This is a genomic window from Calidithermus terrae, assembly GCF_003574345.1.
GTDB lineage: Bacteria > Deinococcota > Deinococci > Deinococcales > Thermaceae > Calidithermus > Calidithermus chliarophilus.
The window spans coordinates 1-17,867 of the sequence record NZ_QXDL01000074.1 but is presented as its reverse complement, the minus strand read 5'-3'; the positions used below and the strand labels follow the sequence as shown (position 1 = coordinate 17,867).

19 protein-coding genes are annotated in these 17,867 nt (G+C 69.7%); 5 read left to right on the top strand and 14 right to left on the bottom strand.

All coding sequences use genetic code 11. The features are described from left to right. Positions 1–143: 143 nt before the first annotated feature. From Mterra_RS10085 to Mterra_RS10065, 5 genes are all read right to left on the bottom strand, one after another. Positions 144–389: a hypothetical protein gene (locus Mterra_RS10085; RefSeq protein ID WP_119315091.1), complete on the bottom strand. Its 246-nt coding sequence runs from the start codon at positions 387–389 to the stop codon at positions 144–146. A 127-nt stretch (positions 390–516) separates the two neighbouring features. After that, positions 517–2,376, bottom strand: a complete 1,860-nt coding sequence (locus Mterra_RS10080) for a COG1470 family protein (protein WP_119315090.1) — start codon at positions 2,374–2,376, stop codon at positions 517–519. Positions 2,377–2,711: 335 nt separating this feature from the next. After that, positions 2,712–3,338 carry a PAQR family membrane homeostasis protein TrhA gene (trhA, locus tag Mterra_RS10075; RefSeq protein ID WP_119315089.1) on the bottom strand — a complete coding sequence of 209 codons (627 nt, stop codon included), beginning with the start codon at positions 3,336–3,338 and terminating at the stop codon, positions 2,712–2,714. Between the two features lie 55 nt (positions 3,339–3,393). Continuing rightward, positions 3,394–4,164 (bottom strand): fumarylacetoacetate hydrolase family protein, encoded by a 771-nt coding sequence (locus Mterra_RS10070; RefSeq protein WP_119315088.1) that lies wholly within the window; start codon positions 4,162–4,164, stop codon positions 3,394–3,396. Between the two features lie 50 nt (positions 4,165–4,214). After that, positions 4,215–5,180, bottom strand: a complete 966-nt coding sequence (locus tag Mterra_RS10065; RefSeq protein ID WP_119315087.1) for a D-alanine--D-alanine ligase family protein — start codon at positions 5,178–5,180, stop codon at positions 4,215–4,217. Positions 5,181–5,262: 82 nt separating this feature from the next. On the opposite strand from Mterra_RS10065, the gene Mterra_RS10060 reads away from it, so the two are divergent. Beyond that, on the top strand, positions 5,263–5,979 hold the full coding sequence (locus Mterra_RS10060; RefSeq protein ID WP_119315086.1) for a hypothetical protein: 717 nt from the start codon (positions 5,263–5,265) through the stop codon (positions 5,977–5,979). Positions 5,980–6,221: 242 nt separating this feature from the next. After that, positions 6,222–6,653: a hypothetical protein gene (locus Mterra_RS10055; RefSeq protein WP_147372667.1), complete on the top strand. Its 432-nt coding sequence runs from the start codon at positions 6,222–6,224 to the stop codon at positions 6,651–6,653. 150 nt (positions 6,654–6,803) lie between these two features. Here Mterra_RS10055 and pth read toward each other — a convergent pair whose 3' ends face one another. After that, positions 6,804–7,388: an aminoacyl-tRNA hydrolase gene (gene pth / locus Mterra_RS10050; protein WP_119315084.1), complete on the bottom strand. Its 585-nt coding sequence runs from the start codon at positions 7,386–7,388 to the stop codon at positions 6,804–6,806. An 84-nt stretch (positions 7,389–7,472) separates the two neighbouring features. Beyond that, positions 7,473–8,087, bottom strand: a complete 615-nt coding sequence (locus Mterra_RS10045; protein WP_119315083.1) for a 50S ribosomal protein L25 — start codon at positions 8,085–8,087, stop codon at positions 7,473–7,475. 202 nt (positions 8,088–8,289) lie between these two features. On the opposite strand from Mterra_RS10045, the gene metF reads away from it, so the two are divergent. From metF to Mterra_RS10030, 3 genes are read left to right on the top strand one after another with little or no spacing between them, the layout of a single operon-like run. Further along, positions 8,290–9,150, top strand: coding sequence for a methylenetetrahydrofolate reductase [NAD(P)H] (gene metF / locus Mterra_RS10040; RefSeq protein WP_119315082.1), 861 nt, complete (start codon positions 8,290–8,292; stop codon positions 9,148–9,150). Positions 9,151–9,184: 34 nt separating this feature from the next. Further along, positions 9,185–9,886, top strand: coding sequence for an SDR family oxidoreductase (locus tag Mterra_RS10035; protein WP_119315081.1), 702 nt, complete (start codon positions 9,185–9,187; stop codon positions 9,884–9,886). Between the two features lie 60 nt (positions 9,887–9,946). After that, positions 9,947–10,528, top strand: coding sequence for a DedA family protein (locus Mterra_RS10030; protein WP_119315080.1), 582 nt, complete (start codon positions 9,947–9,949; stop codon positions 10,526–10,528). Positions 10,529–10,549: 21 nt separating this feature from the next. On the opposite strand, the gene Mterra_RS10025 is transcribed toward Mterra_RS10030, so the two are convergent. The 7 genes from Mterra_RS10025 to Mterra_RS09995 all read right to left on the bottom strand — a co-directional run. Next, positions 10,550–11,491, bottom strand: coding sequence for a Kelch repeat-containing protein (locus Mterra_RS10025; RefSeq protein ID WP_119315079.1), 942 nt, complete (start codon positions 11,489–11,491; stop codon positions 10,550–10,552). 21 nt (positions 11,492–11,512) lie between these two features. After that, positions 11,513–11,854 carry a VanZ family protein gene (locus Mterra_RS10020; RefSeq protein WP_119315078.1) on the bottom strand — a complete coding sequence of 114 codons (342 nt, stop codon included), beginning with the start codon at positions 11,852–11,854 and terminating at the stop codon, positions 11,513–11,515. Beyond that, on the bottom strand, positions 11,851–12,246 hold the full coding sequence (gene mce, locus Mterra_RS10015; RefSeq protein ID WP_119315077.1) for a methylmalonyl-CoA epimerase: 396 nt from the start codon (positions 12,244–12,246) through the stop codon (positions 11,851–11,853). The genes Mterra_RS10020 and mce overlap by 4 nt, the downstream gene beginning before the upstream one ends. Positions 12,247–12,443: 197 nt before the next feature. After that, positions 12,444–13,658, bottom strand: a complete 1,215-nt coding sequence (locus Mterra_RS10010) for a hypothetical protein (RefSeq protein WP_147372665.1) — start codon at positions 13,656–13,658, stop codon at positions 12,444–12,446. Between the two features lie 162 nt (positions 13,659–13,820). Next, complete coding sequence (locus Mterra_RS10005) at positions 13,821–16,487, bottom strand: LPS-assembly protein LptD (protein ID WP_119315075.1); 2,667 nt, start codon at positions 16,485–16,487, stop codon at positions 13,821–13,823. Continuing rightward, complete coding sequence (locus Mterra_RS10000; protein WP_119315074.1) at positions 16,484–17,527, bottom strand: LptF/LptG family permease; 1,044 nt, start codon at positions 17,525–17,527, stop codon at positions 16,484–16,486. Before Mterra_RS10000 ends, Mterra_RS10005 begins: the two co-directional genes overlap by 4 nt. Further along, positions 17,524–17,867, bottom strand: a 344-nt coding sequence (locus tag Mterra_RS09995) for an LptF/LptG family permease (RefSeq protein WP_119315073.1), incomplete at its 5' end; no start/stop codon positions are given. The genes Mterra_RS10000 and Mterra_RS09995, both read right to left, overlap by 4 nt.

The window sequence follows — 17,867 nt, the reverse complement described above, 5'->3', positions numbered from 1 at the left end:
CTCGTGGTGGGCCCCTCCCCTTCCCTCCCCGCGCGCGGGGAAGGTTTATCCCCCCTAACCCCCCTTGCTAAGGGGGGTGACAATGCGTCTTGCGTATTGCGTACGACGTACGACGTACGACGCAGGACGTACGACATGTCCAGCTACCCGCCATCGCCTGCCAACGCCTCGAGCCGCTCGAGCTTGCGCACCACGTCCTCCACCGCCACCGCCAGCGAGGCGCCGATCCCCGAGTCCATGTGCCGCCCGTCGAGGTAGGCGTAGATGATGTAGACGTCGTCGGCGTCGAGCACCGCGCCGACCTCGAGGCTGACGTAGAAGAGGTAGCCCCGCTCACGCCAGGCGGCGAGGCGGGAGTGGAAGCTCAGGCGGTCGGCGGTGGCGATCAAGGGCGGGCGCGCTCCTCCTCCCGCACGCTATCACCCGGCACCGCTTCACGTGGCGCATTTGCACTTTACCGGCGCGAAGCCAAAACCGGCCCCCGCGGGGGCCGGTTCATGGGATAGCGGGCCCAGCTTACTTGGGGGTGTGGCGCACGACGAGCTTGGTGCCGCCGCTGGCCTCGAAGATGACGTCGGTGTCGGGCATCAGGGGGTGGGGGCCGGCGTAGCGGATGGTGTCGCTGTACTCGGCCTTCTGGCCTTCGAACTCTAGGTCCACCTTCCACCACTCCCGCTTGTAGAGGTCGTAGCCGTGCAGGGGGGGGAAGAGCGGGGCCCAGCCCCCGTGCCCGTCGGCGCCGCCGACCTCGAAGGTGCCGTGGTCGCAGGTGAGGATGAAGGTCTGCAGGGCGACCGCCGGGTTGAGGACCAGGGTCATGTAGGAGTGGGTCTTGTTGGGGTCCTCGAGGTCGCCGAGCAGGTTGATGTACATCTCGCTCTTGCCGTTGACGCTCTCGGCCACCACCACGTCGGCGAAGGTCTCGTCCTTCCCGGCCTTGACCGAGGGGCAGTCGGGGTCGCGGGGCGGGCCGAAGTAGCCGGTGTAGCCGCTGGCGGTGAACTTGAGGGTCTGCAGCGGGCCCTGGCCCACCAGCATGGAGTACTGGGCGGAGTAGCTGAAGGGCACCTTGGCCGTGACGTGGTGGCCGGAGGTGATGTCGGAGATGTTGTAGCCCATGCCGCTGGGGGTGGCGGTGCGCTGGGTGAGGATGAACTCGAACTCCAGCTCGAAGGAGGCGCATTTTTCGGCCTTGGCCTCGAAGGCCTCGAGCTTGCCCTCGAAGTAGGGCTTGAGCCGGGGGTTGCGCTTGACCCACGACACCCAGCCCAGGATTTCGCTGACGAAGGTGATGTCCTCGTTGACCACGCAGGCGGTGTAGGCCTTCTCGACCGCGTTCTCGATGGCCTTGGCGATGAGGCTCCAGCCCTCGTAGATCTGGGCCTTGAAGGCCTCGTCGAGCCCCAGGCGGCTGACCTCCTTGCGCCAGGCGAGGAACTCGCGGATGGCCCGCCGGATCCTGGTCTCGTCGGTGAGGGCGGCCTCGAGCAGCCCCTTCACCCGCTGGTAGTAGCGCCCGGCCACCTTGGAGGCGTCGGTGAGGTCGAGCCCCAGGTCGTGCTCGAAGCGGTCGCGGGGGTCGGTAGGCACCAGCGGCACCAGCAGGTCGCTCAGGTCCGTCTCGGTGGCCACCGCCGCGCCGGGGTTGGAGAAGTGCATGAGCTCGAGGGTGACGGTCTGGCCCTCGACCTTGCGGCCTTGCAGGTAGAACTCCTGGCCCGTTTCGTGGGAGTTGAAGCCCTTGAGCTTGGCCGCGTCGAAGGGCTTGGCGGCCTCGATCTTCAGGGTGACGGGCTCGAGGAACTCCAGCCCCTCGGGCTCGAGGTGCACCGCGCCCACGTAGCCGCCGCTGAGGGGCAGGCCGTTGACCTTGGCGATGGGGGTCATGGTGACGGCCTGGGCGCTCAGCAGCGCGCCCTCGGGGACGGTGAGGGTGAAGCGGGTGCCGTCGGCGGCGGTGGCCTCCAGGCTGCCGCCGGCGGCGGGGATGGTGGCGCTGGCCGCGCGGCCGCTGTCGAGCTCGATGCTCACGTCGAGCGGCTTGGGGGCGCGGGTGTCGGGGTCGGTGCCGCCGCCCACGGTGACGGTGGTCCGGGCGGTGACCTCGCCCTTGGCGTTCTTGGCGGTGAGGGTGTAGGTGGTGGTCGCCCCCACGCTCACCGCCTTGCTGCTGCCGCTCACCGGGCCGATGCCGGGCTCGAGGCTCAGGCTCTGGGCGCCCTCTACGTCCCAGCTCAGCGTGGCGCTGCCGGGGGCCTCGAGGTGCTGCGGGCTGGCCGCGAAGGACTTGATCTGGGGCGCGTCCCCGGCCTCCTTGGGCGGGGTGCAGGCGGCAAGGGCGAGGACAAAGAGCGGCAGGAATAGACTTCTTCGCATGAACCAAACCTCCGAATGGGCGCCCGGTCGGGGCGACTCCAGGAGGTTAGGGGAGGGGGCGTTAGGCGGGTGTTAGTTGGGATGCGGGGTGCTGAATGCCGATAGCTGATAGCCGATAGCTAAACGCCAAACGCCGGGTGCGGGTCGTACGTCGTACGTCCTGCGTCGTACGCAAAACGCGAAACGCAAAACGCCAAACGCTCTTTACCCCCCCTTAGCAAGGGGGGCCGGGGGGGATAAACCCTACCCGCGCGCGGGTAGGGTTGGGGAGGGGTGAACCACAAGCCTTCCGCTGACGGCTGAAGGCGGATAGCTGAGGGCTTCCCGCTTCCTGATCAGTCCAGGTACAGCGTGAGCACCAACAGGTACATCCCCACGCTCCCCAGCAGCACCCACAGGTGCCACAGGCCGTGGAAGCCTACGCGCTGGGGCCAGGGGTTGGGCCACTTGGTGGCGTAGGTGATGGCGCCTATGCTGTAGGCGAGGCCGCCCAGGATCAGCCAGGCCAGCGCCCAGGGGCTCAGGGAGAGCTTGGGGAGGAAGAAGACCGCCAGCCAGCCCAGGCCCACGTAGGTGAGGGTGTTGAGCCAGCGCGGGATCTTGAGGGTGAAGATCTTCAGGCCGATGCCCAGCGCCGCCAGCCCCCACACCAGGCCCAGCAGCACCGGGCGCAGGGAGGGCTCGAGGGCGCTGAGCACCACCGGGGTGTAGCTGCCGGCGATGAACAAGAAGATCGCGGCGTGGTCGAGCTTGCGCAGGGCCAGCAGGGCCCGCTCGGGGACCTTGAGCGCGTGGTAGAGCGTGCTGCTGGTGTACATCAGCACCATCGAGGCCCCGAAGACCAGCGCCCCGACGACCTTGGCGGTCTCGCCGCCCGACACCAGCAGCAGGACCACCGTGCCCAGCAGCGCGAGCACCGCGCCGGCGGCGTGGGAGTAGGTGTTAAAAGGTTCCCGAACCATGCCCCAGGGTATACCAATTTCTCACGAAACGGGTGAGCCCCCGGTGTGCACGGGCTTACGCGACGCGGGTGTGGAGGGCGCCGATGCCCTCGATGGCTACTTCCACCTGGTCGCCGGGCTTGAGCTCGCCCACGCCCTCGGGGGTGCCGGTGAGCACCACGTCGCCGGGCTCGAGGGTCATGAACTGGCTGATGTAGGAGAGCACCTTGGCGACGGGGAAGATCATCAGGCTGGTGTGGGCCTCCTGGCGCAGCTCGCCGTTGACGTAGGTGCGCAGCACGGTGTTCTGGGGCTCGAGGCTGGTGACGACCCACGGCCCGATGGGCAGGAACTTGTCGGAGGACTTCGCCCGCACCCACTGCAAGTCGGTGCGCTGCACGTCGCGCGCGGTCACGTCGAGGGCGCAGGTGTAGCCGAAGACGTGCTCGAGCGCGTCCTCCTCCGCAACGTCCTTCATGCGGTCGCCGATGACGACCGCGAGCTCGCCCTCGTAGTGCAGCGACTTGGTGAAGGCGGGGTAGGGCACCGCGTCGCCGGAGTCGTGGGGCCGGGCCGGGTTGGCGGGGTCGGCGAGGGTGTTGAGGCCCTTGAGGAAGAGGCCGGGCTCCTTGGGCAAGTCGCCGGTGTCGTTGCCCATCTCGCGGATGTGGTCGAGGTAGTTGCGGCCCACGCACACGATCTTGCTGGGCGCCACGGGCGCGCGCAGCCGCACCGAGCCCAGGTCAAACACGCGCCCGGTGGGGTTGCCACCGGGCATGTCGGTCTCGTGGATGGTCTCGCCCTCGAGCACGCCCCAAAGGCCTTCGTTGAAACGCACGATCTTCATAGCGAGGTGAGTATAACCCGGCCTGCGGGGCCATTTCTCCCTCGTGCCGCTCACCCCAGCGCCAGCCGCACCAGCCGGTCGAGCAGCTCGGGGTAGGCGAGCCCGGAGGCCTGCCAGAGCTTGGGGTACATGCTGGTGGGGGTGAAGCCGGGCATGGTGTTGAGCTCGTTGAGGTAGAGCGTGCCGCCTTCGGCCAGGAAGAAGTCCACGCGGGCCAGGCCCCGCACGCCCAGCACCCGGTAGGCCTCGACGGCGAGTTCGCGGATGCGCCGGGAGAGCTCGGCGGGGATGGGGGCCGGGATGTGCAACTGGGCGCGGCCTTCGGTGTACTTGGTCTCGTAGTCGTAGAACTCCGAGGCGTAGGTGATCTCGCCGACCACGCTGGCTTCGGCGTGGATGTTGCCCAGCAGGGCGACCTCGAGCTCGCGCACGCCCTCGAGGCCCATCTCCACCAGGGCCTTGTGGTCCCAGCGGAAGGCCTCCTCGAGCGCCGACTGCCCGTCCTGGTCGGCCCGCACCTTGCTCACCCCCACCGAGGAGCCGGTGTTGGCGGGCTTTACGAAGTAGGGGGGGCGGAAGTGCGGCTCGGGGGTGCTCTCGCCGTGGTAGAAGGTCACCCAGGGGACCACCGGGATCCCGGCCTGCTGCAGCACCCGCTTGCAGAGGTCCTTGTCCATGCACACCGCCGAGGCCGCGACCCCGGCCCCCACGTAGGGCAGCCCCAGGAACTCGAAGAAGCCCTGGATGGTGCCGTCCTCGCCCCAGCGCCCGTGCAGCAGGGGAAAGGCCGCGTCGAAGCCGTGCCAGGGGACGGGGGGCGGGAAGGGGTGCTCGCCCTGCTCGGCCACGCCGGCCTCGAGCGCCCGCCGCGCCGCCTCGCCCAAAAGCCACTTCCCGTCCTTGGCGATCACGGCCAGGGTGGTGGGGTGGGGCATGGCGGCGAGCACGCCGCGGGCGGAGGAGAGGGAAACCTCGTGCTCGCCCGACTTTCCCCCGGCGATGAGTAAGATGTGCAATTGCCTCACGATGATGATGATACACGTTGCCCCGGAAGGCCGTTACCATTCCCGCCGCCCGGGGCTGCTATACTCGCCCATCATGAACAAAACCCTCACGCGCACCCTGTTGGCGCTGGCGGCCGGCGCGGCCTCGCTGGTGGTGACCGCCCAGACCCCGGCCCGCGCCCCCGTCGGCCTGGCCCTGAGCATGGGCACCATCAACGCCGACGGCCAGCAGGCGGCGGGCAGCTTCGTGCTCACCAGCTTCTACGTGCCCGCCCTCGAGCCCGCCTACAAGCAGGACGTGAAGGTGGTGGTGCGCGGCCCGGCGGGCTGGAACAAGGGCCAGGCGATGGAGTTCGAGGTCGCCGAGGTCACGCCCGGCGAGGGGTACTGGAGCTTCACGGGGGCCGAGGACGTGCCCCTGGTGAGCGGGAACTACGTCGCCGAGGCCGTCATCGACGGCAAGACGCTGCGCTCGGAGGTCAGCGTGGACGCGACGAAGCGGCTCGAGGTGCCCCAGATCCAGAACGTCCAGAACAGCGCGACCTCCCAGGTCGGCCTGCGCTGGCGCGCCGTGCCCGGGGCCGAGATCTACCTCGCCGGCCTCTACGACGCCGCGGGCAACGAGCTCGCCCGGGCCGCCTCCACCGACAACGAGGAGAGCTTCACCGGCCTGTCGCTCGAGGCGGGGGCGACCTACTACGCCCAGGTCATCGGCTTCTCCTACGACCCCAACTTCTCCGTCGAGCAGTTCGCCCAGGTGCCCAGCCAGGTCAACGTGGCGTACGACGTGGAGGAGTTCAAGTTGAGGTGAGGTGGGGCTGGGTATCGTGGGTTAGGCGTGGGTGTGGGTCGTGCTCTGCGTCGTACGCCGTACGTCCTACGTCGTACGCCAAACGCGAGACGCAAAACGCAAAACGCCTCGGCCCTCGACTCTAGACCCTCGGCCTTCGACAAACCACAGGCCACGTGCCTCCTTGAACCCGCTCCTCCGGCCCTTCACGGCGTTTAGGGCCTTCTCATGGTTTCCAAAAGAGGCGCTCGTACCCTTTGGGCGTGAAACGACTCTTCGTCCTTTCCCTTCTCGTGGCGGGGCTTGTGGTCGGCGGTTGTGCCCCCATGACCGGTGGGCGGCCTCCGTTCGGGCCTGCTCCTACCCCTGCCCCCCAGAACTACGGCGGCGAGTACGCCAACGAGGTGCTCCGCATCCCGACCTACCCCCGCAGCCGCACCCTCGACAAGCGCGAGTTCGGCAACGGCAACAGCCGGGTGCGCTTCCGGGTGGAGGGCGTGAACGTGCGGATGGTCTACAACTTCTTCGTTGACCAGATCGAAGACGCCGGCTGGGCCCGCAACCGTTACGAGGTCGAGGGGCAGAACCGGACCTGGCAGGGCGTCTACCAGCGGGGCATCCGGCTGGTGCGCGTGAAGGTGCAGCAGGAGGGCAACAGCGACGTGTACGTCCTCGAGGTCACGTTCTTGCAGTGAGGGCCGGTGGCCGATAGCTTATAGCCCATAGCCGAAGGCAAAACGCGTGTCCTGCGTCGTACGTCCTACGCAAGACGCAATACGCGGGACACAAAGCGCCTTGGCCCTCGACCCTCGACAAACCACGGGCTACGAACGGTACGCCCCTGCTCACTGGGCTCGAGGGGTGTCTGGCGCGAAATTCAGGCCGTTGTACTTCTGCTGGAGCTTTTCGGGGGGCTCGCTCACCCAGTCGCGGGCGAGCTGGGCGGCGGCCTCGAGCACCTTCTCCATCACCGGGGCGAGCTCGGGGCGGAAGCCGCTGAGCACCCAGCCGGCCCCTTCCTCGGGGGTGGGGGGCTTGCCGATGCCGACGCGCAGGCGGTGGAAGGCGCTGGTGCCCAGGTGCTTGTGGATGGACTCGAGGCCGTAGTTGCCGGCGTTGCCCCCGCCCGCCTTGAAGCGCAGGCGGCCGGGCGGCAGGTCGAGCTCGTCGTGGATCACCAGGATGCGCCCGGGCGGGATCTTGTAGAAGCGGGCGATGGGGGCGACTGCCTCGCCGGTGGCGTTGTAGAAGGTGGTGGGCTTGACCAGCCAGCCCTTCTCCTCGCCCACCGCCAGCTCGGCGACGAGGGCGTTGCCCTTGAGGCGGTAGGATGCGGGCGGGGCCAGGCGGTCGAGCACCATGAAGCCCACGTTGTGCTTGGTGCGGGCGTACTGCAGCCCCGGGTTGCCCTGTCCGACGATGAGGAACATAGTCCGAACCTGGTGCGCCAAACGCTAAGCGCCTAACGCCAAAGACCCGTTGGGGCGTTCGACGTTAGGCGCCGGGCGTCGGGCTTACTCTTCCTCGGTCTTGCCCTTCTTGATGACCTCGACCTCGGTGGGGGCGGCGGCCTCGGCGGCCAGCTCCTTCTCGGCATCGACGGGGGGCACGATGGAGACCACGGTGTCCTTGGGGTTCGTCGCCAGCTTGACGCCCTCGGGCAGCTTGAGCTCGTCCATGTGGATGCTGTCGCCGATGTTGAGCTCGCTCACGTCCACCTCGATGAACTCGGGGATGGCCTTGGGGCTCACCTTGACCTGGACGTCGGCGTTGACGAGCTGCAGCACGCCGCCCAGGCGCACCCCTTGGGCGGTGCCCACGACCTTGACCGGGACCCACATCTGCACCGGCTCGTCGCTCAGGGCGTAGAAATCGACGTGGTTGGGGCGGCGGCGGCGGGGGTCGAGGTTGACCTGGCGCACCAGGGTATCGACGGCCTGGCCGTCGAGCTCGAGGGTGATGACGTGGTGGATGCCCGCCTGCAGGAAAACTTTGTTGAAGTCGCGCAGGTCCACGACGACCTTGCGGTTCTCGCTCTTGTTGTACAGCACGCCGGGCAGCTTGCCTGCGTCACGCAGGGCGTTGAGGTTTTCGTTCCCACGGGTCTGGGCCTTGAGCCGGTACTCCATACTTCCTCCGTAGCGGTTGGGTCGGGTTTTTGTGGCCGCCAAGGGGGGCGGCTAAACACAAGCCTTCCGAGTGTATCACACGGCGGGGTTTTGTTGTAGAGGACTGCGGGGTGTTTTCCCGGGCTCACCGCGCCCACAAGCGACCGGGAGCGCTGGCGTGTTGCCCCAGGGTATACCAAAGCCTATAGACTGGAGTCCGCGCATGAAGATTTCCGCCCTACTCCGAGCCACCCAGCCCGTCTTTTCCTTCGAATTCTTCCCGCCCAAGACCCCCGAGGGCGAGCAGCAACTCTTCCAGACCATCGCCGAGCTGCGCCCGCTCTCCCCGGGCTTCGTCTCGATCACCTACGGCGCGGGCGGCTCCACCCGCAAGCGCACGGTGGAGTGGGTGCGGCGCATCCGGGAGCTGGGGTTGGAGCCGCTGGCCCACCTCACCTGCGCGGGCTCGAGCCGCGAGGAGATCGCCGCCCTGCTCGAAGAGCTCGCCACCTGCACCGACAACGTGCTGGCCCTGCGCGGCGACCCGCCCAAGGGGGCCACGGCCTTCGTGCCGGCCGAGGGCGGCTTCCGCTACGCCAACGAGCTCGTGGCCTTCGTGCGCGAGCGGCAGGGCGACCGCTTCGCCCTGGGCGGGGCGGCCTACCCCGAGGGGCACCCCGAGAGCGTGAGCCTCGAGGCCGACCTGCAGAACCTGCGGCGCAAGGTGGACGCCGGCCTCGACTTCGTCATCACCCAGCTCTTCTTCAACAACGCGCTCTACTTCGGCTTCGTCGAGCGCGCCCGCCGGGCGGGGGTCACCGTGCCCATCCTGCCCGGCCTCATGCCCGTCACCAACCTGGCCCAGGTGCGCAAGTTCATGGACCTGTGCGGCGCCAGCATCCCCGGCCCCCTGCTCTCGCGCCTGGAGAGCGTGGCCGACGACCCGCAGGGGGTGCTCGAGGTAGGGGTCGAGCACGCGACGAAGCAGGCCGCCGAGCTGTTGGCCGCCGGGGCCCCCGGCATCCACTTCTACACCCTCAACAAGTCCCCGGCCACCCGGCGTGTGCTGGAAAACCTTCGCTAGCCGGCGGGGGCGTTAAGGTTCGGGGGAGGTGCGTATGAGCGACGTTGCGGGCAAGGTATACCTCCTGACCGGCGGCGGGGGCGCGATCGCCGCCTCCATCGCCGACGCGTTCGCCGCGGCCGGGGCCCGGCTGGCGCTGGTGGACCGGCAGCTCGAGTACGTGCAGGAGCGGGCCCGGGCCCTCGGGGGCGGGGCCTTCGCCGCCGACTTGAGCAAGCACGAGCAGGTGCAGACCCTCGTCAGCCAGGTGCGCCAGCAGATGGGCCGCCTCGACGGGCTCATCCACACGGCGGGCGGCTTCAGCGGGGGCAAGGTGGCCGAGAGCGACCCCGCCCTCTACGACCGCATGTTCGACCTCAACGTGCGCACGCTGTTCTACGCCACGCGGGCCGTGCTGCCGGTGCTGCTCGAGCAGAACGACGGCTTCATCGCCGGGATCTCCGCCGGGGCCGCCTGGCGCGGCGCGGGGCCGGGCATGGCGCTGTACACCGCGGCCAAGAGCGCGGTGGCGGCCTTCCTGCGCTCGCTCGACGCCGAGCTCAAGGGCACCAACATCCGGGTGGCGGTGCTCTACCCCATGGGCACCGTGGACACCCCGGCCAACCGCCGCGACATGCCGGGCGCCGACCCCACCACCTGGATCGACCCGGCCGAGATCGGCCAGACCCTGCTGTACGCCGCCAGCCGCAGCGCGCGGGGGCGGGTGCTCGAGCTGCCCGTCTACCCGCCCCGGTGAGCCTGTGGCAGGGGGCGGGGCTCCTTGTGAGCGCGCGCGATATCGGTTAGTTTGGGCCGGATGGACCTCGAGCGCCTCGTCCTTTCGGTCTCGTACCCCGGTATTTTCGCCATCGTACTCGTCGAAACCGGCTTTCTGGTGGGCTTCGCCCTGCCCGGCGACAGCCTGTTGATCGCGGTGGGCCTGCTGGCCGCCGCGCACAAGATCAGCCTGCCCCTGGCCCTGGCGGCCCTCTTCGTGGGCTCCTTCCTGGGCAACAACCTGGGCTACTGGTGGGGCCTGCGCCTGGGGCCGGCGCTCGAGCGCCGCGTCCGGCGCGAGGAGCTGGAGAAGGCCTACGCCCTGTTCCGCCGCTTCGGGGTGCTGGCGATCTTCATCGCGCCCTGGGTGCCGGTGGTGCGGGCGCTGGTGCCCTTCGTGGCCGGGGCCACCCGCATCCCCTGGCCGCGCTTCGTGGCGCTGACGTTCTTCTCGAGCCTGCTGTGGACCCAGGGCCTGACCCTGCTGGCCTACTACGTCGGGCGCCTGATCCCCGACCTCGAGAAGTACGTCTACCTGGTCCTGCTGGCCGGGGCGCTCTTCGGCGTGCTGATGGGCCTGCCGCGGCTGCTGCGGCGCAGGCAGGCGGAGAAGTCGGAGTAGGCCGGGGCGCGGGGCGGGCGCTCAGCAACCCGGCGGGTCGAAGGCGTCGTGGGTGCTCACCGCGCCCAACCCCTGCACGTCGGCCCCGCCGGGGAGGTAGATCTTCCCGTCCCAGACCGCGGCCATGATGCCGTGGCGCGGGGCGGGCATGGGGCTGAGCGCCTTCCAGGCGTTGGTCCGGGCGTTGTAGGCCTCCACCTCGGCGAAAACCCCGCCCTGGGCGGCGCGGTTGCCCTCCCCGCCGAAGACGTAGAGGCACTCGCCCACGGCGGCGGCGGCGTGGCCCGAGCGCCCGGTGGGCATGGGCGGCAGCCGGCTCCAGCGCCGGGCGGCGGGGTCGTAGACCTCGAGCGCGTCGAGCGTGAAGCTCTGCCGGTTGCGCCCGCCCACGGCGTAGATCTTGCCGCCGATGACCCCGGCCGCCAGGTGGTCGCGGGGGGTGGGCATGGGCGGGAGCTCGCTCCAGCGGTCGGCGGCCGGGTCGTAGACCGCGAAGTCGCCCACCGATCCCGCGGCCGCGCCGCCCAGGGCGTAGATCTTACCCCCCAGCTCCACCGCGATCAGCCCGCCGCGGGCGCTGGGCATGGGGCTGCGCTGGCCCCAGCGCCCGGTGGCCGGGTCGAAGACCTGCACCGCCGCCGTGGGCCGCCCCAGCCCGGGCCCCTGGTAGCCGCCCAGCACGTAGAGCCTGCCCCCGGCCGCGGCCATCCCCGGGTGGTTGACTGCGACGGGCAGGGGCTCGAGGCGCTGCCAGCGGTTGGCGGCGGGGTCGTAGGCCTCCAAGGCGTTGGTGGTGGCCCCGCCGGCGGTGAAGCCCCCGGCCACGTAGACCCTGCCCCCGGCCGCGGCCACCCCGACCTCCTGGCGGGCCTCGCTCAGGGGGGCTAAAGTTTTCCAGCTCGAGGTCTGGGTCAGCCCCAGCCCGAGCGCCACCGTCAGACCGACCGCACCCAGGGCTTTCATGCCCCCAGTGTGCCACAGGGCCTACCGCTGCAGGCGAACCCTCCGGCGCGAGAGCAGGCCCCACGCCAGCACCACCGCCCCCGCGCCGCCGGCGTCGGCCAGCCAGTCGCCCAGGTCGAAGACCCGCCCCGGCACGAAGAGCTGGTGCACCTCGTCGCTGAGCCCGTAGAGCACGCTCAGCGACCAGGCGAAGAAGGGGCGCCCGGTCCCCTGCACCAGCAAGTAGCCCAGCAGCCCGTAGACCCCCGCGTGCACCAGCTTGTCCCACGGCGGCGGGATGCCCACGCTCTCCCCGGGCTGGGCGGAGAACCAGAAGATCAGGGCCATGTGCAGCCCCGCCAGCAGCAAGTAGGCGCGGTTCAATGCGCCGCCTCGACGAGCTCGACCAGCACCCCGCCCGACCACTTGGGGTGGACGAAGGCCACCAGGTGCCCCCCGAAGCCGGGGCGCGGCGCCGCGTCGATGAGGGGCGTGCCCTCCCCGGCCAGGCGCTCGAGCTCCCCCCGGATGTCGCCCGTCGCGAAGGCCAGGTGATGGACCCCCGGCCCGCGCTTGTCGAGGAACTTGCCGATGGGGCTGTCGGGCCGGGTGGGGGCGAGCAGCTCGAGGCGGCTGTGGCCGCTCCTGAGCATGTACACGCTCACGCCCTGGCTCTCGACGGTGTCCTTGGCCTCGAGCTCGTACCCCAGGGCGTAGTACGGCCGGGCGGCGGCCTCGAGGTCGCTGACGGCGATGCCGACGTGGTGAAGTTCCATGGGTCAAATATACGGCGGTGGGTGATGGCCGGGGCGGGGCGGGCGTCGTACGTCCTACGTCGTACGTCGTACGTCCTACGCGAGACGCAAAACGCAAAACGCAAGACGCGTGTCCTACGTCCTACGTCGTACGTCCTACGCGAGATGCCTTGGCCCTCGACGGCGGCGGCTGACGGCTCCTAGCTGAACGCTGACGGCTATCGAGCCGCAGGCTGGCGTTCCTGCACGGGGAACACGGCCATGCTCACCGGCCTCGAGGCGAAGGGGGTGATGCGCGGGGCGGAGCGGTTGGAGTTGACCTTGACGTCGGAGGGGAGAAGGGTTTCGAGGGGTTTTTGGCTGTTGAGCACGACGATGAGGGGTTTCTGGTCGGGGGCGGCGCCGGGGTCTTCGGCGGCGAGGTAGAGCAGGCGGTCGCCCTCGAGGGTGCCCTCGAGGTAGCTCAGGCCGTCGAGGCCCACGTCGCCCGCGGGGTCGAGGAGGCGGAAGGCGTCGCTGGTGAAGAGCACGCGGAAGATCCCCCGCTGGCTCGAGAGGGCGTAGACGTTGGCCGTAGAGGCCAGGAGTTGGTCGGGGCGGCGCTCGTCGGGGTCGGGGTTGCTGACGTTGACGGGGGGGTCCTTGAGGTTCCAGGTCAGCAGCAGGGCGTCGGTGCTGCTGCGGAGCAGGCCGAAGACGCGGTTGCTCGCGCTGTCGTAGACCAGGTCCCGCGGCTCGTAGAAGGGCGCGTTGTAGGTGTTGCTGCGAACGATCCCGGGCTCGGTGCCGGTCATCTGGGCGTCGGGGCGGAGCTCGAGCCGGCTCTCGCCCCCGTTGAGGATCACCAGGGCGTTGCCGGTCGTCAGGGTGAAGACGGCGCGGCTGGCCTGGACGTTGATGGGGCCGATGAGCTTTTCCGGCACGCCGCCGGGGGGCACCGCGCTGAAGTCGGCGAGGTAGAGGGCGTAGGGCGCGCCGGTGTTGGGGGCCGGGGGGCACACGGCGAGCAGGTAACGCGGGCTCGAGCGCAGGTAGCCCCTCGAGCAGTCCACCGGCTGCGGGTTGTCGGCGTTGCCGTCGGTGAAGGGGAAGGAGCGCGGGTCGAGGGCGGAGGGGTCGGGGACGGCGTCCTCGAAGAAGGGGTCGGTGCTGTAGGCCGTCAGGCGGTCGGCGTGCAGCACCCACAGGCGGTTGTTCTGCCGCTCGCTCTGCTTGAGCCTGTGGTAGAGGTCCAGCACCTGCGGCAGGCCCGTCCACGCGCCGATCAAGGGGCTCTGCCCGTCGTCGCGCACGTCGGGGCGGAGCCGGGTGGTGAGGTAGAAATCGACGCGGTCCCCCGAGGCCACGGCCAGGAAGGAAGGCGCCGGGGGCTCGTAGCTCCCGCTACAGGCCGCCAGGGCCGCGGCCAGGAGCAGGGTCATCCATCGGTACACGCATACCTCCTCGAGGTCTGGGGTGAGATGCGGCGGAGAGCCGTCCTCAGCTTTCCCGCCCACTCCCACCCTCTGGCCGGGGGGTGGAGGGGAGTGAGCGTCTTGCGTCTCGCGTTTTGCGTTTTGCGTTTCGTGCTGGGCATACGGCGTTCGACCCCCGGATCACTTGTCCCACGGCCAGCGGATGCCGGTGCGGTCGAAGAGGAAGTCGGCCGCTTCGCCGCCGAGCAGGAAGGCCAGGCTGGCTTTCTGGGCCTGGGTGTCGATGGTCAGGCGCATGGCCCAGCAGCAGCGGTCGTAGATCAGCACGAACAGCGGCTTGAGGATGAGCGGGTTGCCGCTGCTGTCGCGCCAGGTGAAGGCCTGGGTGTAGTACAGGCCGAAGATCAGGCGCTCGTTCTCCTGGCCCATGTAGACCAGGGTGGGGCCGAACTGGTTGAGGCCGACCGAGAAGTTGCCGACCTGGGGGCCGCTGTTGATGCGCTCGAGCCGCAGCCCCCCCTGCAGGCTCAGCCCGAACTCGCCGGGGGCCTTGGGGCCGGGGAGGATCTCCAGCGCCCCCAGCAGGTTGAGGCGGCTGAGGTAGAAGTAGGGCTGGTCGTAGTCGGGCAGGCCGAAGACGACCTCCAGCCGCGCCTCGCGCCCCGGCTCGGCCAGGCCCGCGCCCAGCGAGAGCTGCGGGTTGTCGAAGCCCAGGCCCTGGATCAGGGTGGTGCGCAGGACGGCCCGCAGCGTGGCGGCGTAGTCGTAGGAGAGGGTGAGGTCGGCCTTGCCCTCGTCCTTGTCCTCGGCCTCCCCGACGTACGGGTCGGGGAAGAGGATGCGGTGCTCGAGCTTGAGGGTGTGCGGCCCCCACTTGCCCTGCACGAAGCCGTCGAGGGCGTAGGTGCGGCTGGCGACGCCGTTGAAGTTGAAGTTCTCGTCGATGAGGTAGCTGTCGGAGCCCCCCAACCAGGAGAAGTTGAAGCGCACGAACTTGGCCTGGCCGTTGTTGAGGTCGCGCTGGTGGGTGAGGCGGGCGGTGCCCGAGGGCAGGGTGTACTCCAGCGCGAGGTTGAGGTCGCCGTAGCGCTCGACGACCTGGGTGCCGCTGGCCCAGATGTAGCTGCCGTTGGCGCTGAAGCGGAAGGGGCTGAGGTTGAGCCCGAAGCGCGCGGAGAGGTCGAGGTGGGTGATGTCGTTCTGCGGGCTGGGGTAGCCGGCGTTGACGTCGCGGCGGTAGGTCAGGCCGAAGTTGACGGGGGAGGGGTTGAGCTCGAGGTTGAGCGCGAAGGGGTCGAAGCGGCGATCGACGAAGTTGTAGTTGAGCGTGGCCGAGCTGCTGAACCAGCCCTGCTGCACGCTCACGGTGCTGCCCAGGGTGCGGGAGAGGGTGTTGACCCGCGCCTCGCGCGCCAGCGGGCTCTCGCCCTCGACGCTGCGGTTGGCGAAGTTGAGGCTGAGGCTGAAGGGGGCCAGCCGCTGGGTGAAGCTCGCGCTGGTGTCCCAGCGGATCAGGCGCTCGAGCTCCCCCTCCGTCGCCCCGGCGGGCGGGGGGTTGCGCGTGGTGTAGTACCAGCCCTCGAAGAAGTTGTTGAGGCTGAAGCTCGCCCCCTCCCAGGGGGTGGCCGTGTAGTTCTCGGCGTGCTGGACGTAGAGCCGGCCGGTGCCGATGTACCCGTCGCCGTTGGTGTCGAGGCGGCGGGCGCTGCGGTTGTCCTGGTTGAGCCGGTCAACGTAGTACCCGGCCGTGATGGCCCCCCGCACGCTGAAGCCGCCCAGCCGGAGCCCCTCGTTGAACAGCAGCGAGAACTCGGGGAGCACCTGGTCGGTGTTGTAGGGCGTGTCCCAGGCGTAGCCGTCGAGGAAGGTCTTGAGCCGGAACTTGAAGTCGGGGTCGCCGGCGGCGTCGCGGCTGAGGTTGACGTCGATGCTGGTGATGCCGTAGCGGCCGGGGTCGGTGTCCTTGCGCTCGACCTTGTACTCGTACTTGTACTCCTCCTGCTGCAGGCGGTACTCGAGGCTCCACTGGAACAGCGGCCGCTTGAGCGGGTCGCCGGGGGCGGGGGGCAGGTAGAGGAACTGGTAGCGTGAGTAGGCCGCGCCCAGGCCGTAGTGGTCGAAGCCGAAGCCCCAGCCCCTGGCCTCGGTGTAGCGCAGCAGGGTGTAGCCGATGCCGAACTCGTTGACGTAGGGCAGGTCGGCGTTGAAGAAGAAGCCCTCGACGTCGGTGCCCAGGTCCACGCGGGGCCGCCGCTCGGAGAGGAAGAGCCCGATCACCGGCAGGTACAGCACCGGCTCCCCGCGCACCACCACCCACACCTCGCGGGCGATGAGGCGGTCGCCGGGCAGCAGCAGCACCTCCTTGGCGCGGAAGCCGTAGTCGGGGACGGCCTGCCCGCAGCGCAGGCAGGAGGTCACGAAGCCCTGCCGCAAGAGGATCTGGCCCGCCACGCGCTGGCAGTAGGGGCCGGTGAGGTCGAAGTCGCCCGAGCGCACCTTGACCTCGATGGCCTCGAGGCTGTTGTCGGAGGTGTCGAGCTCGAGCTCCTCGGCCTCCAAGACGCGCTTCTCCTTGTCCTGGTAGCGCACCTTGCCCATGAGCTGCAGCCGCTTCTGGGCGCGGTTGTAGACCACCCGCAGCGCCTCGATCTTCTCCTCGTCGCGCTCCATGAGCACGGGGTTGCCGGTGAGGATGACCAGCTCCTCGCCGTTCTCGTTGCGGATCTCGAGGCGGTCGGCGGCGATCACCTTGAGCGTGGCCGCCTGCGCCAGCGCCAGGCCCCAGCACAGCGCCGCGACGGCGAGGCCCTTGAGGGGGGGAATGGGGATGGGGGAATGCCAGTTCATCGACGTCCGAACCTCAATAAGACCAGCCCCGCCAGCGCGTAGATCAGGCCGGGGCCGAAGGCGGCGCTCCACGCGGGGATGACCCCTTGCTCGCCCATGATCCGGCCCACGCTGGTGGTGGCGTAATACAAGAAGCTCAACACGGCCACGCCCACGAAGCCCAGGCTGCGGCTGCCCCCCAGCAGGAAGAAGGCCACGCCCACCGCGAAGAGCGCGAAGGCGAAGGAGGCGGCGGGCTCGGCGAACTTGCGGTAGAGGGTGGTGAGCTCGGCCTGGTAGGAGAAGCCCTGGCTGCGGTACTGCCGCACCCGCTCGCGCAGCTCGGCGATGGAGAGGTTGTTGAGGCCGCCCGGCGGGTCGAAGCCGAGCTCGACCAGCGGCACCGTGCCCCGCGCGAAGGTCGCCACGGTGCGGGGCTTGCTCGAGCCGTAGGTCACGCGCAGCCCGCCGTCGAGCACCAGGCTGCCCCCTTCGAAGCGGCCCCGGGGGGCCACCAGGATCTCCTCGGCGGTGATCACCCGCACCTGCCCGATGCTGTTGTCGCTGTTGACCTCGCCCACGTAGACGATGCGGCCGTAGGCGTCCTCGAAGCGGGTGCCGGGGCTGAGCAGGGCCCGCGGTTTCTGCACCACCGCCTCGCGCAGCACGCTGCTGGCCTTCTGCAGCCCGCGCGGCACCAGGGTCTCGGCCAGCACCATGCCCACGATGAACAGCACGCCCGCGAACATCAGCACCGGCAGCAGCACCCGCGCCTTGCCCACGCCCCCCGCCAGCATGGCCTTGAGCTCGGAGTCCTCGCCGAGCCTCGAGAACACCAGCAGCAGCCCGAACAAGAAGGCCAGCGGCAGCGCCCGCACGACGAGCTCGGGGAGCTTAAAGGCCAGGTACTGCCCCACCACCAGCGGGTCGGCGCCGCGCTGCAGCAGCGGGGCCAGCACCTCGTAGAGCGCGCCCGCCAAAAGCGCCATGATCACCGCGGCCAGCGCCCCCACCAAATAGATGCCGACCTCGCGCAGGAGGTAGAAGTCGAGCCGCGTCATCGCAACCTCAGCGTCAGCGCGGCGGCCACCGCCCCGAAGATCAGGTTGGGCATCCAGGCCGCCACCACGGGGCCGAACAGGTCGTACTCGGCGAACTTGGCCGAGAGGGTCCACAGCGTGTAGTAGCCGAACAGCAGCACCACCACCGCCACGAAGGCCCACGACTGCTCGCGCAGCCGCAGCCCCACCGCCATCGCCAGCCAGGCCAGCACCAGCGCCCCCAGCGCGTTGGCGTAGCGCTGGGCCAGCGGGAACACCGCCCTGCCGTCGGCGCGGGCGACCTCGTGCAGCTTGGTGAGGTTGATGGCGTCGTAGGAGTCGGTGAGCGGGGGGGCGGAGA

What these genes read in the sequence shown, in the direction of transcription:
- Mterra_RS10045 (WP_119315083.1), bottom strand. Translation starts at nt 8,087, where the DNA reads ATGGAGTACCGGCTCAAGGCCCAGACCCGTGGGAACGAAAACCTCAAC.
- trhA (WP_119315089.1), bottom strand. Translation starts at nt 3,338, where the DNA reads ATGGTTCGGGAACCTTTTAACACCTACTCCCACGCCGCCGGCGCGGTG.
- Mterra_RS10030 (WP_119315080.1), top strand. Translation starts at nt 9,947, where the DNA reads ATGGACCTCGAGCGCCTCGTCCTTTCGGTCTCGTACCCCGGTATTTTC.
- Mterra_RS10005 (WP_119315075.1), bottom strand. Translation starts at nt 16,487, where the DNA reads ATGAACTGGCATTCCCCCATCCCCATTCCCCCCCTCAAGGGCCTCGCC.
- mce (WP_119315077.1), bottom strand. Translation starts at nt 12,246, where the DNA reads ATGGAACTTCACCACGTCGGCATCGCCGTCAGCGACCTCGAGGCCGCC.
- Mterra_RS10025 (WP_119315079.1), bottom strand. Translation starts at nt 11,491, where the DNA reads ATGAAAGCCCTGGGTGCGGTCGGTCTGACGGTGGCGCTCGGGCTGGGG.
- Mterra_RS10060 (WP_119315086.1), top strand. Translation starts at nt 5,263, where the DNA reads ATGAACAAAACCCTCACGCGCACCCTGTTGGCGCTGGCGGCCGGCGCG.
- Mterra_RS10000 (WP_119315074.1), bottom strand. Translation starts at nt 17,527, where the DNA reads ATGACGCGGCTCGACTTCTACCTCCTGCGCGAGGTCGGCATCTATTTG.
- pth (WP_119315084.1), bottom strand. Translation starts at nt 7,388, where the DNA reads ATGTTCCTCATCGTCGGACAGGGCAACCCGGGGCTGCAGTACGCCCGC.
- metF (WP_119315082.1), top strand. Translation starts at nt 8,290, where the DNA reads ATGAAGATTTCCGCCCTACTCCGAGCCACCCAGCCCGTCTTTTCCTTC.
- Mterra_RS10035 (WP_119315081.1), top strand. Translation starts at nt 9,185, where the DNA reads ATGAGCGACGTTGCGGGCAAGGTATACCTCCTGACCGGCGGCGGGGGC.
- Mterra_RS10070 (WP_119315088.1), bottom strand. Translation starts at nt 4,164, where the DNA reads ATGAAGATCGTGCGTTTCAACGAAGGCCTTTGGGGCGTGCTCGAGGGC.
- Mterra_RS10080 (WP_119315090.1), bottom strand. Translation starts at nt 2,376, where the DNA reads ATGCGAAGAAGTCTATTCCTGCCGCTCTTTGTCCTCGCCCTTGCCGCC.